Source organism: Chryseobacterium echinoideorum (assembly GCF_007474535.1).
GTDB classification, from domain to species: Bacteria; Bacteroidota; Bacteroidia; order Flavobacteriales; family Weeksellaceae; genus Chryseobacterium; species Chryseobacterium echinoideorum.
Genome location: NZ_VKNW01000009.1, coordinates 107036 through 122451, shown reverse-complemented (window position 1 = coordinate 122451; position 15416 = coordinate 107036). Strand labels below are relative to the sequence as shown.

At 35.8% G+C, this 15416-nt stretch carries 13 protein-coding genes; 6 read left to right on the top strand and 7 right to left on the bottom strand.

Translation table 11 applies throughout. The features are described from left to right. Positions 1–14: 14 nt before the first annotated feature. Positions 15–1373 carry a c-type cytochrome gene (locus FOL89_RS12820; protein ID WP_144283193.1) on the bottom strand — a complete coding sequence of 453 codons (1359 nt, stop codon included), beginning with the start codon at positions 1371–1373 and terminating at the stop codon, positions 15–17. Positions 1374–1557: 184 nt separating this feature from the next. On the opposite strand from FOL89_RS12820, the gene FOL89_RS12815 reads away from it, so the two are divergent. Further along, positions 1558–2088, top strand: coding sequence for an SPOR domain-containing protein (locus FOL89_RS12815; protein ID WP_144283192.1), 531 nt, complete (start codon positions 1558–1560; stop codon positions 2086–2088). A gap of 46 nt (positions 2089–2134) precedes the next feature. Here FOL89_RS12815 and FOL89_RS12810 read toward each other — a convergent pair whose 3' ends face one another. The 5 genes from FOL89_RS12810 to FOL89_RS12790 all read right to left on the bottom strand — a co-directional run bounded on the left by FOL89_RS12810 (position 2135) and on the right by FOL89_RS12790 (position 9329). Further along, positions 2135–3409 (bottom strand): DUF6080 domain-containing protein, encoded by a 1275-nt coding sequence (locus tag FOL89_RS12810; protein ID WP_144283191.1) that lies wholly within the window; start codon positions 3407–3409, stop codon positions 2135–2137. Positions 3410–3473: 64 nt separating this feature from the next. Beyond that, positions 3474–5009, bottom strand: a complete 1536-nt coding sequence (locus tag FOL89_RS12805; protein ID WP_144283190.1) for a protein adenylyltransferase SelO — start codon at positions 5007–5009, stop codon at positions 3474–3476. A gap of 76 nt (positions 5010–5085) precedes the next feature. Next, positions 5086–7464, bottom strand: coding sequence for a penicillin-binding protein 1A (locus tag FOL89_RS12800; protein WP_144283189.1), 2379 nt, complete (start codon positions 7462–7464; stop codon positions 5086–5088). After that, positions 7442–7933: a gliding motility lipoprotein GldH gene (locus FOL89_RS12795; protein ID WP_144283188.1), complete on the bottom strand. Its 492-nt coding sequence runs from the start codon at positions 7931–7933 to the stop codon at positions 7442–7444. Before FOL89_RS12795 ends, FOL89_RS12800 begins: the two co-directional genes overlap by 23 nt. Next, entirely contained in the window at positions 7926–9329 is a 1404-nt protein-coding gene (locus FOL89_RS12790; RefSeq protein ID WP_144283187.1) for a PSP1 domain-containing protein, read from the bottom strand. The genes FOL89_RS12795 and FOL89_RS12790 overlap by 8 nt, the downstream gene beginning before the upstream one ends. 279 nt (positions 9330–9608) lie before the next feature. Here FOL89_RS12790 and FOL89_RS12785 point away from each other — a divergent pair, with 279 nt between their 5' ends. The 4 genes from FOL89_RS12785 (at position 9609) to FOL89_RS12770 (ending at position 14011) form a co-directional block, all read left to right on the top strand. After that, positions 9609–10847, top strand: a complete 1239-nt coding sequence (locus FOL89_RS12785; protein WP_144283186.1) for an OmpP1/FadL family transporter — start codon at positions 9609–9611, stop codon at positions 10845–10847. Positions 10848–10856: 9 nt separating this feature from the next. Further along, complete coding sequence (locus FOL89_RS12780; protein ID WP_144283185.1) at positions 10857–12296, top strand: SGNH/GDSL hydrolase family protein; 1440 nt, start codon at positions 10857–10859, stop codon at positions 12294–12296. Positions 12297–12380: 84 nt separating this feature from the next. Next, positions 12381–13319, top strand: a complete 939-nt coding sequence (locus FOL89_RS12775; protein ID WP_144283184.1) for a ribose-phosphate pyrophosphokinase — start codon at positions 12381–12383, stop codon at positions 13317–13319. Positions 13320–13375: 56 nt separating this feature from the next. Then, positions 13376–14011, top strand: coding sequence for a 50S ribosomal protein L25/general stress protein Ctc (locus tag FOL89_RS12770; RefSeq protein WP_144283183.1), 636 nt, complete (start codon positions 13376–13378; stop codon positions 14009–14011). Between the two features lie 63 nt (positions 14012–14074). Here the strand turns inward: FOL89_RS12770 and FOL89_RS12765 are convergent, their stop codons facing one another. Further along, on the bottom strand, positions 14075–14902 hold the full coding sequence (locus FOL89_RS12765) for a GLPGLI family protein (protein ID WP_144283182.1): 828 nt from the start codon (positions 14900–14902) through the stop codon (positions 14075–14077). Positions 14903–15049: 147 nt separating this feature from the next. Between FOL89_RS12765 and FOL89_RS12760 the strand changes: the two genes are divergently transcribed. Next, the gene (locus FOL89_RS12760; protein ID WP_144283181.1) at positions 15050–15379 is read left to right on the top strand and encodes a HesB/IscA family protein; all 330 of its coding nucleotides are present in this window, start codon (positions 15050–15052) and stop codon (positions 15377–15379) included. Positions 15380–15416 lie beyond the last annotated feature (37 nt).

Below are 15416 nucleotides of genomic sequence, written 5' to 3'. Positions count from 1 at the left end.
TAATTTTTTAGTTATTAATAATGACATTTACCACATTCAAGACCTCCAATTGCATCTACAGTAATCTTACCACCATCTTTAGGGTATTGCTTTTTAAGCTTTTCATGTAGATTTTTGAAGTATTCTTTATTATAACCGTTGTTCATATCAATCTCCGTTGTTCTGTGACATTCAATACACCATCCCATTGTAAAGTCATTTGCCATCTGTACAACATTCATCGTATCAATCTTACCATGACAAGCTTTACAAACTACGTCGATTTTGTTATCAGGATTTTTCTTGTTGAATGAATTGATGATTGCCTGTTCTCCTGCAACAACGTGCTGTGCGTGATTGAAGTAAACGAAATCCGGCATATTGTGAATTCTCGTCCATTCTATAGGAGATGTTTTTCCTGTATACTGTTGTTTTTCAGGATCCCATCCTGTAGCTTCATAAATCTTTTTGATTTCTCCATCATAGAATGCCTTATCTTTTCCTGGCTCAATATACTTACCGTTGTACTCAGAAATAGTTCTGTGACAGTTCATACAAACATTCATAGAAGGAATTTCTGAAACTTTACCATATTTTGCACTTGAGTGACAAAGCTGACAGTCGATTTTATTTTCACCAACGTGAATTTTATGAGAGAAATAAATTGGCTGTTCAGGCTTGTATCCTTTATAAACACCAATCCACATGATCCAGTTCCAAACTCCGTAAGCAGCCAGTATCGCTAATATCGCTAAAGCTCCTTTACCGATGTAATGGTACTTTTCGTAAATTTCTCTGAATGATTTTACTCTTGTTTCATCAAGACCTGCCAAATCTTCTGACTGTCCCAATTTAACTAACTGTCTTAATTTAATTAAGATCCAAACTAACAAACCTGCAATTGCCAAAAGTGAAATAATCACTATGCTTGAAGTTGTATTGTCTGCAGGAGCCTGACCAGCATTAGTACCAGCTGTAGCGGCCTCGGGCGTTTTTTCAGGTTCCGGAGCAGGAGGATTAGTTGTGTACTCTAAAATATCATCAATATCCTTTTCAGAAAGATTAGGAAACTGCTGCATCTCAGTTTTGTTGTACTTTTCATAAACCTCATTAGCATACTTGTCTCCAGAAGCTCTCAAAGCTTTATTGTCTTTAATCCACTTGTGAAGCCAGTCTTTTCCAAGTCCTTGTTCCGTATCAAGTCTTGCTACCACACCCTTCAGTGCGGGACCTACAACCTGTTTGTCTAATGCGTGACATGCCGTACAATTTGCTTTGAAAAGTTTTTCGCCGTTTTTAGGATCGCCGGCTTGCCCGTAAATTGAAGCACTTGTTGATAGCAATAATCCTATCGCAATCAGCCCTTTTTTATAATGCTTTCTCCAACTAATCATTTAAATTATCTTATGTTAGTAAATATTGAGTATGTAATCAATTCCGCAAAAATAATATTTTTAAGAAGAATTTAACGACCTTAACAAAAGGTAAAATGTCATTTCCGTTTAATTTATAACTATTCTAAATAGTCTTGTTTGCGGGGTTTTTATAATTATCCTAAATTTGCTGAAACAACTTTAAATGAAAAATTTAATCAAAATAATTACTGTCATATCTTTTGTGAGTTTTTATACTGTTGAAGCACAACAGGTTGTAAAGAAAGATACCTTAGCCGGAACAGAGCTTGTAATGACTATGGATGCCAAAGTAAACGATGCTTTGTCTTCTCTGGAAAATAAATGTGCAACTTCTACAGCTGCAAAAGCAAATTCCGAAGATGATGTACCGTCAAAACCTCCTAAAATATATGTGCCAAGCCGAGAACTTACTAATGCTGAAATATGCAGGAGAAATCCAAGAATTTTAGGGTACAAAATTCAAATAGCAACCGTAAAAAGCAATGATGAGGCAAATGAAATCAAAGCTTATTTCAGAAAAAGATTTCCAAGCATAAAGATTGAAACTGATGCATCCCTAAGACCCAATTATAAGATTCTTGCGGGAAGCTATTTTACGAAACAAAGTGCCTCCGGCGATCTTGCAAGAATTAAAGAATACTTTAAGTCTGCCATTGCTGTACAGTACAGAGTTTTCTGTGCAGAAGCAAAATAAATTTTCTTAAAAAACGAATAAGCCGGAAGTAATTTTTCCGGCTTTTTTATTTGTAAAATTGATTAATAAAGTCAAAAAATTCAAGCATTCTTAGGAAATTATTTTGCAGCAGAAAAACAGTAAATACTCCTAAAACTACTGTTAAAAATGAAAGTGTTTTTGGTGATTTTCGATACGCAAAAAAAAGCCAGCCCAACATTAGAGGAAAAATGAAAACGAAATGCCCGCCATAAATGTAAGATGTATGCAATCCGAAACGAAAAACACAATGAATCAGGACATCGACCAGCAAAGAAAGCATGAGAATCTGAACAAGTTTATTCTTGAAATTTTTAAAGTAGCTCCAAATAACAAAACACAACAATAATCCCACAAAAATGTATGGAAAGACAGAAGTATAAACATCCATAAAGAGAGCCTGATAATAAAACCCCTTCATGTTGTGTTTTTCACGAACGAAAAACCCGGGAAACAATATATTTCCGCCAAAAAAATAAGATATAATCATATCCCACAATGGAACCGACTTTACATTGGAAAATTTTTCATATTGCTCGCCGGATTTTGAAAGAATATTCTGGTATTTAAAATCAATTCTGTAAAGATAAAGCACAACAAAAATGATAATTGTACTCAAGACCCTGAATACGGCATTTCCAAATTTCTTCCAGCTTCTAAACACATCTTTTTCAAACACAACGGGAATAAACACTTTCACAATATTGGTGATGGTAAGACCTCCAATACCAACTCCTGCCAAAATCGTCGCAGAACCGGCAATTTTTTTATCTTTTTTTAATTTTATCGCAGTATAATAATTAAATAAAACCAGCAGAAACAACGTATAGGTATAAGTTTCCGGTGTAAATGATAAAAGAATGTTGGTAGAAAAAATACTAAAGAAAATTACGATCAAAATATTCAACCCTAAAGGAAGTCCGATTATATTTTTTAAATATTTGAAAATCTGAATTAAACTTAAACTTATGGTAAAATTACTGAGCCAGACTAAAGTGAGTCTGAAATTGCTGCCTGTTTTACCATCAGAAATGAAAAAAGCCAATTCTCTTATCCAGTTAAAAAAATAATAGGAAAGCGGGTGTCTTTCAAAACTACCACCCGTCATTACAATAGCTTTATTATCAAAACTGAAATAGGCATCCCAAGGAATTCTTGCATCAAAAACAATTCTGTAATGCTGTGCAAGATAAGTTCCTAAAATGCCATAAATACTTACAAAAAAAAGAAACAAAAACAATTCTGCCCATGCAGAAGGAAAAACAATTTTGAAAAAAGAAGCCAGTTTAGATTTGAAAGACACTTGTAAAATTTTTGCAAAAGTAAAATAAAAAACCCACCTATGAGGCGGGAACTGTAATTTTCGATCATGAACTGCATGACAGCATTGAGCATCCGGAAACATCATCATATCCGGAAGGTCTTTTTACTGAAAATTCAGGAAAGATTTCTTCATAAGGATTTTCTAAAGCTTGGGTTAATTTTTTCAGCATATCATTATTTCCGTTGTTGATTTCTTCAATACATTCATACAAAAGATAATTTCTAAGAATAAATTTGGGATTGCTTTTCTTCATTAATTCCAGAGATTCACTCCTTGATATATTATTTTCAGACAGTCTTTTTTGGTAAGCACTCATAAAATGATTGAGTTTGCTCATTGCACTTTCATCTAAAATACTGTAGGAAACGGCCGAAAAATTAACATCTTCTTCGTTATGGCTTTTTTCCAGTTCATTAAAAAAAAGAGTATAATCTAGCTGCAGTTCATGCATTAATCCCTGCCAATTGGTAAAGAATTCTTCGTCTTCTTTCCTTAGGTCGTCAAAACCAAATTTCCTGCAAAGCATTTCATCATGTTTTTTCCAAAAGTAAGTTCCGTAATTATTAAGAGCTTCCTCTAAAAATCTTTCATCCTTAATTAAAGGAAATAAAGCATTGGCAAGCTGCCATAAATTCCATTGTGATATTTGTCCTTGCTTTCCAAAAGCGTATCTTCTGCCGGGAAGATCGGTCGTGTTAGGCGTAAAATTCAGATCATATTCATCCATCATAGAAAAAGGTCCGTAATCAATGGTTAAACCCAGAACCGACATGTTATCAGTATTCATAACCCCATGCACAAATCCAACCCGAAACCATTCCACCATCAGATCTGCCGTTCTTTTGCTCACTTCATTGAAAAACTCTTTATATTTATCTTCATTGGATAATTTAATATCAGTAAAATAATTTTCAATAGTGTAATCCGCTAAATTTTTCAGCGTATCATATTCTTTTTGTGCAGAAATCAATTCAAAATGACCAAATCGAAGAAAACTTTCAGCAGTTCTTATAACAACTGCCCCTTTTTCTTCCTGAGGATTGCCGCTATACATGATATCACGCACAACACTTTCACCGGTAAGACACAAGCTTAAAGCTCTGGTTGTAGGAATCTGTAAATGAAACATCGCTTCACTCATAAGATATTCTCTCACCGAGGAACGAAGCACAGCTCTGCCGTCGGCATGACGAGAATATGGTGTTGCGCCTGCCCCTTTCCATTGTATTTCTGTTGTTTTTCCAAAATCATTGGTTATTTCACCGGCAAAAATTGCCCGCCCATCTCCCAACTGACCTGCCCAGTTTCCGAACTGATGTCCGGCATACGCTGTAGAATAAGTTTTAATATAATCCGGAAGATGGGTTGCGGCTAAAAAATAAAGATCATTTTCGTTAAATTTACCCAATCCTATTTCTTCAGAAAGCTTTTCATTAAAAACAATAAGTTCAGGATGATCAAAACCAACTGTTGCAACGGTAGCAAACAAAATTTTGGGAGTATTTCTCTGCATGGTATTTCCTGAAAAGTCTCCGGGAAATTTTTCTATAAATGGCTGTCTGATATTTTCAATATTCATAACTCAAAGGTATTAATTAAAAAAAGATAAGACCTTTCAATTTCATTGAAAGGTCTTATAATGATAAAAGAATATTTTATTTATTAAAATCAATATTTTCTCCCGTTTTGAGATTTTCATTGACATTTTCTTCCTTTTTCGTGGTGCTTTTAGGAATATTATCAGCAGGTTTAGGATTTTTGAGATCATCAATAGTCTGCAAGCCTCCTTCATCACCATATCCTCCACTTAATCCCTGAAGATTACTACAGCCATCCTTCCAGTCACTTGGTTTCACAAACTTATCATCTGGGGAGATCTTAAGGCTTTTGTCTGCCCAAACTTTTTTCATGAAAATTGCCCAAATCGGCAAAGCCATTTTCGCTCCTTGCCCTTCTCCTGTTCCGTAGAAGTGAGTCGCTCTGTCTTCCCAGCCAACCCAGGCTCCTGTAGCGAGTTTTGGTACGATTCCCATAAACCAACCATCTGAATTATTCTGGGTAGTTCCTGTTTTTCCTGCAATTTCAACGGCTTTAGAAACCCCCCTTCTTCCCAATTCTCCTGATGCAGTACCAAATTCTGCAACACCCTTCATTAATTCAATCATCGTATAGGCATAATTAGGATTCATGACTTCTTTAGGCTCCTGGTTTACTTCCTTGATCACTCTCCCGTTTACATCTTCAATTCTCCAGATCATTTCGGGTTTGTTGTAATTACCATAATTGGCAAAAGTACTGTAAGCTCCCAACATTTCATAAATTGTAATATCTGAAGATCCTAACGCCATTGGTAGACTTGTGGAAATTTCTTCGGTTACTCCTAAATCTCTTGCCGTCTGTATTACACTCTGGGTTCCTGCCATTTCAGCTAACCTCACTGCAACAGGGTTTTTTGAGTGTGCTAATGCATTTTTAAGTGTTAACATCCCTCCAGAACCTTCAACATTCCAACTTCCTTTTCTATAGCTAGCATTCGAGATTGTTGAACAAGGAGTTAATCCTAGTTTCATGATCGCAGTTGCATACACAAAAGGTTTGAAGGTAGAACCTACCTGTCTTTTTCCCTGTTTGATATGATCATATTGAAAATGCTGCCAGTTGATTCCTCCAACCCAAGCTTTAATTTCGCCTGTTCCAGGTGTCATAGACATTAATCCCGCCTGAGCAATCTGTTTATGATAGCGGATAGAATCCCATGGACTCATCTCAACTTCTTCTTCGCCCGACCAAGTGAATCTTGTCATTTTTACAGGCTTATGAAACTCCATTAAAATGGAATCTTCAGGAATTCCTGCTCTGCTTAGCTGCTTGTAACGACCCGTTCTTTTTACCGCCTGCATCATCACTTTATTTACCTGCTGATCGTTCAAATAATAAAAAGGTCTGTTTTTTCTCCCTCTTTGTTCGGCATCAAATCTTTTCTGAAGATCCGTTAAATGTTCTTTAATAGATTCTTCGGCATATTTCTGCATTTTTGAATCCAAAGTGACAAAAATCTTAAGACCATCTTTATAAAGATTCAGTTTTTTACCTGTTTCCTTTTCGTAATCTTTCAGATAATTATCAATTTCTTTTCTAAGATAAAACTTATAATAGGCAGAATAGTCGTCAGTTATATCTTTAATTGGTTGATAATCTGTTGTAATAGGAGTAGAAACTGCCTTATCGTAAGTGGGCTGATCTATGTAGCCGGTTTCTAACATTTGAGACAAAACAACATCTCTTCTTCTTTTTGCTCTTTCAGGATTTCTTAACGGATTATTAGCAATAGGAGCTTCCAGCATAGAAACAAAGACTGCAGCTTCAGGTAAAGTAAGCTCAGTAGTTGATTTGTTAAAATAAATTTTGGATGCCATCTCAATGCCGTTGGCATTATACGTAAAATCAAATTTATTAAAGTAAAGAGTGATAATTTCTTCTTTTGTATATCTTTTCTCTAAGCTTACGGCTACCACCCATTCTTTAAGCTTCTGAATAGCCCTTTTAACAGGGTTTCTAGAGGGCTCTTTAGTAAATAAAAGTTTTGCCAGCTGCTGAGTAATGGTAGATCCACCACCACGTTCTCCTCCATATCTTATTGCTCTTAAAATTGATTTTAAATCAATTCCTGAATGTTCCTTAAATCGTTCATCTTCTTTTGCCTGAAGAGCATAAATAAGATAAGGAGGCAAATTTTTGTATTCAATCGGCTGCGTTTTTTCTTTCTCGAATTTACCTAGAAGAACGCCATCTGCAGAATAAATTTCAGATGCAACATAAATATCAGGATTTTCAAGTTCTTTTACATCGGGCATTTCGCCAAGAAATCCTTGAGAAACGGCAAAGAAAAGTCCTGAAATTCCTAAAATCACTGCAATAAGACCAATCCAGATGAATTTTACCCATCTTTTCCAGACTGTATTCTTTTGATTTTTTTTAGGAGGAAGCGGAAATTTTTTCCCTTTACTTCCCTTATTTTGATTGTTGTGTTCCATTTGTACTTACGGTTTTTGCCGTTTCTACTTTTATTCCTAAATCTTCAATTCCCGGAAGGTTATCGTTTCTCATCGCCTGAGAAACAGCAATTTCATAATTGCCTTTTTCCTGAAATTTATAGTTCAGTTTATACTGAAATAATGCTTCTTTTGTTTCGCCAAATCCTGTGCCCAACCATTCGCCATTTGGTTTTGCCAAAATATAATTCAGCGTATCAGTTTCTGTTTTTTTGGTTTTAGTATGGGTAAGGTTTACAATAAATCTTATATTGCTGTAAGGATAATCATTATTGTTTCTTACAACAAATATAATATTTTTAGGATTTTGAGGATCCGAAATTTCAAAATTAAACTTTTGCCAGGTCTTTTTATCCCATTTATTATCAACGTGATTCATAACCACATTTTCGTCAGAAGCATTGCATCCGGTTAGAAATATAAGAAAAACAAAATATGAAATCTTATGCATTATTGTCTTTTTTGGGAGGAAATTTCTTTTTAAACTTCTTTTTAGGGGGTTGATTTTGCGGCCTCTTATCAGTATCATTTACAGCGCTCTCCACCTTTTGAATTGAAGGTTTTGGCTGCTGTTTTGTGGATCTCTGATTATTGTTTGAATTTGGATTTGGTTTAGACGGACGAGTTGTTCTTACAGAATTTTCATCTTTATCAAGCTTCTCAGAACGCAGATTTTTGTCTGCCGTTTCGTTTCTGTTTCTTCTAGAATTGTTATTGCTGTTTGGCTTATTCTGATTTCTGTTTCTATTAGAGCCTCTGTTTTTCTTCTCAAATCGGTCTACACTGTTTTCCTGAATCAAATCAACAGTCTGAACGGCAAAGTCTGGCTGTTTCAATTCTTCAAGAGGTAACGTTTTTTCGCCTTTTTTATTTTTTGCGATCATTTTTTTTACCAAATCAACATCGAAGTCATACCATGCCATTGAGCTGTCTACGTAGGCAAACCACATTTTCTTTTTGAAAACATCAATTTTAATACAAAAAGCCCTTCCTTTCTCCGTATCTAATGTAGTTGAAGACGGCGGAAAATCACTTAATGCATCAAGGTAACTGTCTAATTCATAATTTAAACAACATTTAAGTTTACCACATTGTCCTGCTAATTTCTGAGGATTGATGCTTAACTGCTGATAACGGGCAACATTTGTATTTACAGATCTGAAATCGGTAAGCCATGTAGAACAGCAAAGCTCTCTTCCGCAAGATCCTATCCCACCTACTTTAGCCGCTTCCTGCCGGAAACCTATTTGTTTCATATCAATCTTGGTACGGAAAGTTCCGGCAAATTCTTTAATCAGCATTCTGAAATCTACACGATTATCAGCTGTATAATAGAATGTAACCTTAGAAGCATCACCCTGATATTCCACATCTGTAATCTTCATTTCAAGACCAAGTCTGTGCGAAATCTTTCTGGATTCTATTTTCACACTTTCCTCTTTTTTTCTTGCCTCCTGCCATACTTCTATATCTTTTTGGTTGGCAAGCCTGTATATTTTGGGAGCTCCTTCTTCAGAAAATCTTTTTTTCTTCATTTGGATTTTCACCAATTCGCCTGTGAGACTTACTACGCCCACATCATGTCCGGGACTCGATTCTACTGTGACTACACTACCTATATGTAAAGGAATATTGTTTACGATTTTATAAAACAATTTTCTGTCATTTTTAAACCTAACTTCCACAAAATCAAACCTGTTCGATGCAGGATTTTGTACATTGGAAAGCCAGTCGAAAACACTTAATTTATAACTATTACCGCAGGTATTTACACTTTCACAGCCATTCGCGGATTTTGTTCCGCAAGAATGTGCAGAATCGCCGGATGTTTTACATCCACAACTCATATTATAATTTATTTAATCTTGCAAATTTATTGATTTTTATCTTTATAGCATTTCCAAATGTACTAAATATTAATTTCTTACTTTGTTTAAGATTAAACAAATCTATTTTTATTGTAATAAAAACATTAATAACAATCATTAATACAGACAATTGCATGATTTTTGATTGAAAATACTATTTTAAACATAGCTTTCTTTTAATCCGATGTTTAAAATATTAAGAAATATTAACAGACGTATTCAAAATAACTTTATATTTGACTTATATAATAATAGTCTATGAAAAAAATATTAATATCAACCGCTTTATTAGCTGGTGTTTTATCTTATGCAGGGGGCTTCAGAGTTTCTTTGCAAGGTGTAAAGCAATTGGCAATGGCACACACAAGTGCCCATGCTGAAGATGCAAGTGTAGCGTTCTTCAACCCTGCAGGGATGTCATTCATTCCGTCAAAACTAAGTATTGTTGCAGGAGGTTTCGGAGCAAGCAATAAAGTAACTTTTCAAAACCTGAATACTTTAACAAGCACAGAAACAGACAATCCTCTTGGAACGCCTATTTATGCAGCTATTGCTTACAGACCTATTAAAAATTTATCAGTTGGTTTCAGTTTTACCACTCCTTTCGGAAGTACAATTCAGTATCCAAATGATTGGGAAGGTAAAGAGCTTGTGCAAAAACTTGAGTTGAAAAGTTTTTATTTCCAGCCGATGGTTTCCGTAAAGATGGCAGACTGGCTTTCGTTCGGGGCAAGTTATATTTACGCCAAAGGAAAAGTAGACTGGGATAAAGCAGTCACTCAATTCAGCGGAACAGTTAACATTAATGATGATAAAGCAAGCGGACATGGATATGGTTTCGGATTCTATTTCAGACCCGACCCTAAGCTTGATGTAAGTATTGCTTATCGTTCTCCTGTTGATATGAAAGCTAAAAATGGTACAGCAACTTTCAGAGTCCCTGCTCAAAATACTGTAAACGGACTTTTGGGTCTTAATGCTGAAGGAAAAGACAGTTTTACTGCAACCTTACCACTTGTAGAAGAATACACCATCGGTATGACTTATAAGGTTACTCCTAAATGGCTTATTTCTGCAGATTTTAACTACCACGGATGGCAAAGATACAGCAAGCTTACTTTAGACTTTGCTAATGCACCTATCGGAAATCAGGCAGATCCTACAGTTTTGGTTTCCCCTAAAAACTTCAGAAATGCAAAAACTTTCAGACTGGGAACACAATATGCATTTACCAATATGATCTACGGTCGCCTTGGAGCATATTATGACGAATCACCTTATTCTGATGAAAATTTCATTCCGGAAACTCCTTCATTCAACACTTATGTTGTAACAGGAGGGCTTGGATTTAAACTAAAACAATTCGGAGTTGATGTTGCAGGAGGTTATGCAATGCCGCAGGCGAGAGATGTAAAAAATTCTAACCTTGGTTTCTATGGACAGGCTAAAGCAAAAGCATTCTATTTTGGTCTTGGATTATCTTATAACGCTTTTTAATTAATAAATATGAAAAAAATAATAATATCTACACTTGCTGTTTCTGCCTTGTTTTTCACAACGAGCTGCGAAACAGATTTTGATACCGATGTGCAAGACGTAGTTGTGACCAAAGGTGAGGCAGATTTTACAACATATGTCGCTTTAGGAAACTCATTGACTTCCGGTTACAGAGATGGCGCCCTTTATAGTGATGGACAAAAGGAATCTTACCCAAGTATGCTTTCGATGCAAATGAAACTTGCAGGAGGCGGTGAGTTCAAACAGCCAATGATGCCTAATAACGTTGGAGGATTTATCGGAATTCCTGGTTTTCCTGGCAAATTAGAATTAAAAATGGTTAATGGAGCACTTAGCCCTGTTCCCAATTCACCTGCTGCAGCACTAGATAATATTTCTTCAGGAGGTCCATACCAAAATATGGGAGTTCCGGGAGCAAAAGTATCACATTTATTAGCTCCTGGTTATGGAAATCCCGCAGGACTTTCATTAGGTCTCGCTAATCCATATTTTGTAAGGTTTGCATCTAATCCTTCAACATCTTCTGTAGTAGGAGACGCATTAGCTCAAAACCCAACCTTTATATCTTTATGGATAGGCGCAAATGATGTTTTAGGATACGCAACTTCAGGAGGTGACGGCTCAAACCCGATTACACCAGTTGACGGAACTGCGGGAGTTGGCTTTACAAGCACTTACACTGCTTTAATCAATACATTATTTCCTGCAGGAACTACAAGAAAAGGAGTAATTGCAAACATCCCAAGTGTAACCAATGTGCCTTTCTTCACAAGAGTTCCGGCAATGCCTCTCACCAACCTTACAGAAGCACAGGTTTCTCAATTAAATGGAGGATATGCTACGTATAATGCAGGATTAGCACAGGCAAAAGCTTTAGGCGCCATCAACGATGCTGAATATCAAAAAAGATTAATAAAATTCACTGCAGGAGCTGTTGCTAACGGAGCCGTTATCGTAGATAAAGATTTATCACCTGTTCCCGGATTACCGAAATATAGACAAACCACTGCAAAGGATTATATTTTATTAACTGCAAGCGCTGTTCTTAACCCTCAAGCCGGAGGAGGAACCTCTGTTCCTTTGGAAGATAAACTTGTACTTACAGAAATGGAAGCAGCGAAAGTTTTAGCCGCAACAGCATCTTATAACACAACGATTAAGTCTCTAGCCGATTCTAAAGATCTTGCGTTTGTAGACATGAATGCAAAAATGATAGAGCTAAATTCCAAATCAGGAATTGTATGGAACGGAGTAAAATACACTGCAACATTTGTTACAGGAGGAGCATTCTCTTTGGACGGAGTTCACCTTACAGGCAGAGGATACGCTATTGTTGCCAATGAATTTATTAAGTCAATTAATGCGAAGTATAAATCTACTTTACCACAGGTTGATTCCAACAAATATTCAGGCGTAACATTCCCATAAAATACAGGAAATATAAAAACTTAGAAACCACAGGATTGATTCTTGTGGTTTTTTTTTAAATTTGCACAATCTTAAAAAGTAAAAATGGCTGATCAACAAAGTTATCTGTTTTCAACAAGAACAAGCAAGGATCTTGCAGAAAAAATCGCCCAGCATTATGGGAAAGAATTAGGAAAAATAATCATTCAGGAGTTCAGCGACGGAGAGTTTGAGCCTGTTTTGGACGAATCCGTAAGAGGAGGAAGAGTATTCCTTATCGGGTCTACGTTTCCACCAGCAGACAATCTTTTAGAACTACTTCTAATGATTGATGCAGCTAAAAGAGCTTCTGCAAAAAGTATCACTGTTGTACTTCCTTATTTCGGACTGGCAAGACAAGACAGAAAGGATAAGCCAAGAGCTCCTATCGGGGCAAAATTGGTCGCTAACCTTCTAACAGCAGCCGGGGCAACAAGAATTATGACAATGGATCTGCATGCAGACCAGATTCAGGGATTCTTTGAAATCCCTGTGGATCATTTGTATGCTTCTACAATCTTTGTTGATTACATCAAAGACTTAAATCTGGACAACCTTACTATTGCGTCTCCGGATATGGGAGGTGCAAAAAGAGCAAAAAATTATGCCGGTCACTTAGGAGCAGATGTTGTAATCGCTTACAAGGAAAGAAAAAAAGCAAATGTAGTAGAAGAAATGTTTCTGATTGGAGATGTGGAAGGGAAAAATGTCATCCTGATTGATGATATGATTGATACTGCGGGTACACTTTGTAAAGCTGCAGATATTTTAATAGAAAAAGGAGCAAAATCTGTGAGGGCAATGGCAACTCACGGAGTACTTTCAGGAAAAGCTTATGATAACATTCAAAATTCAAAATTACTGGAAGTAATTGTAACTGACTCAATTCCTGTAAAAACATCTTTGTCATCTAAAATAAAAGTGTTATCTTGCGCCCCATTATTTGCAGACGTGATGAAGATGGTGCACGAGCACCAATCAATCAGCAGCAAGTTTGTTATTTAACTCAAAGACAGGCTATTGCAAATTAAATTGAAAACAATTTTTTAAATTTTTTATAAATGAAATCTATTACAATTCAAGGTACAAAAAGAGAAAGCGTGGGCAAAAAGTCTACAAAAGCTTTACGTGATGCTGAATTAGTTCCTTGTGTTGTTTACGGAGGCGGCGAGCCCTTGAACTTCTCTGCAACGGAGAAATCTTTCAAAGGTTTGGTATATACTCCTGAAGCACACACGGTATCTATTGAGGTTGATGGTCAAACAATTCCGGCTGTTCTTCAGGATATTCAGTTTCACCCGATTACAGACAAAATTATTCACGCAGATTTTTACAGATTATCAGACGACAAGCCTGTTATCATGGAAGTTCCTGTAAGAATCACTGGTCGTTCTAAAGGTGTTGTAGCTGGTGGTGCTCTTCGTCAGTCTTTTAGAAAACTGAAAGTAAAAGCTTTACCTGCCAACTTACCTGACGAGATCGTGGTAGACGTTACTCCTTTGAAAATTGGTAACAAACTTTATGTTGGCGATATTAAAACTGAAGGATATTCTTTTATGCATCCTGACAACGCAGTTGTTGTAGCTGTTAAGATGTCTAGAAACGCAATGAAAGGAGGTGCAGCAGCACAAGATGACGATGAAGATGAAGTAGAAGGAGAAGCTCCAGCAGCCGAAGAAACTACTGCAGCAGAATAAGATTTTTCTTACTCTAAATAATTAAACCTGTCGTTTTTTCGACAGGTTTTTTTATTAATACAATTATAATTCAATAGGATTACTGTTATTTTTTATCTCTTCTTTTATTCTGTCCTCCATTCTTTTTCGCATTTCTGCGGGATTTTGATTCCGGTTTCCCCCTCCTCTCATTGGCGGAGCTATTCCTCCTGCAGACTGACTCATAAATGACATTGGATCGGAAATAAATTTCTGCTGCTGTTTGATGTAGTCTTTACGTTTCACTTTAATAACATTTCCAAACTGATTCATTTCCGGAAAATCTGAAATTTTATAGTTTTTCATCAAATCAAATGAATAATCCCCTTTAGCATCTTCAACTTTCACAATCAATCCCGGCAACCCGTTGAATTTATACGGCCCGTCCTGATACGGAAGATCTGTTGTAAACCAAGCCGTCCATTTTCTGCCGGCAAAATCAGTTTCAGCTTTTTGTACTTTATAATCTCCAATTTTTGTAGTTTCAGATAAAATTCTCCACTCTACAGGTCTCTCTTCTTCATAAGAATAAATATCTCTGCCAATACGGTCTTTATAAATTGTTTTCTGATCTTTTTTGTTTTTCTCGATTGAATAATTAATAGAAGATCTAAGACTTTGCATTTGTTCCCTGTTAAAACCCCTCGCACCGTTACTTTGGAAATTAGCTCGCAATACAGAATCTCTTTTTATTCTGTTTTCGGAGTAGAACATAGATTTTTCGGCTGCAATATCAAGATATGCATTTTCAATTTTAATATCATTTTTATCTTCCGCATTAGGTTTCATTGTAACCTGATAAACAAACCTGTTGGTTTGGGCAAAAGAAAGCTGCACAATGAGTATCAATGCAGCAAATCCTGTTTTTTTCATTTATATAACTTATTTAGTCTTTTGATTTTAAAACAAACGTAAAGTTAAAGCTATCAATCATAAATATAGGCAAAATAAAAATGCTAATTTTTATTTCCTAATAATTGTTCGTATTTTTGCATAATTAAATCATTCTAAATAAATACAATGATAAAGGTTTCAGATCAGGCAAAGGTAAAAGCAGTTCAGCTGATGACAGAAGACGGCTTTAACCCTGCTGAAGATTATATAAGAGTTGGGGTAAAAAGTGGTGGATGTTCAGGTCTAGAGTATGTTTTGGGTTTTGATAATAAAAAAGAAGAAACCGATCAGATTTTTGAAGATAACGGAATTAAAATAGTTGTCGAAAAAAAATCTATACTTTATCTGGCAGGTACCATTTTAGAATATTCCGGAGGTTTAAATGGAAAAGGATTTGTTTTCAATAATCCGAATGCATCCAGAACGTGTGGTTGTGGAGAGAGTTTTTCTTTATAATTAGAAATTAGAGTCAGATTGGGAAAGTAGTATTCTG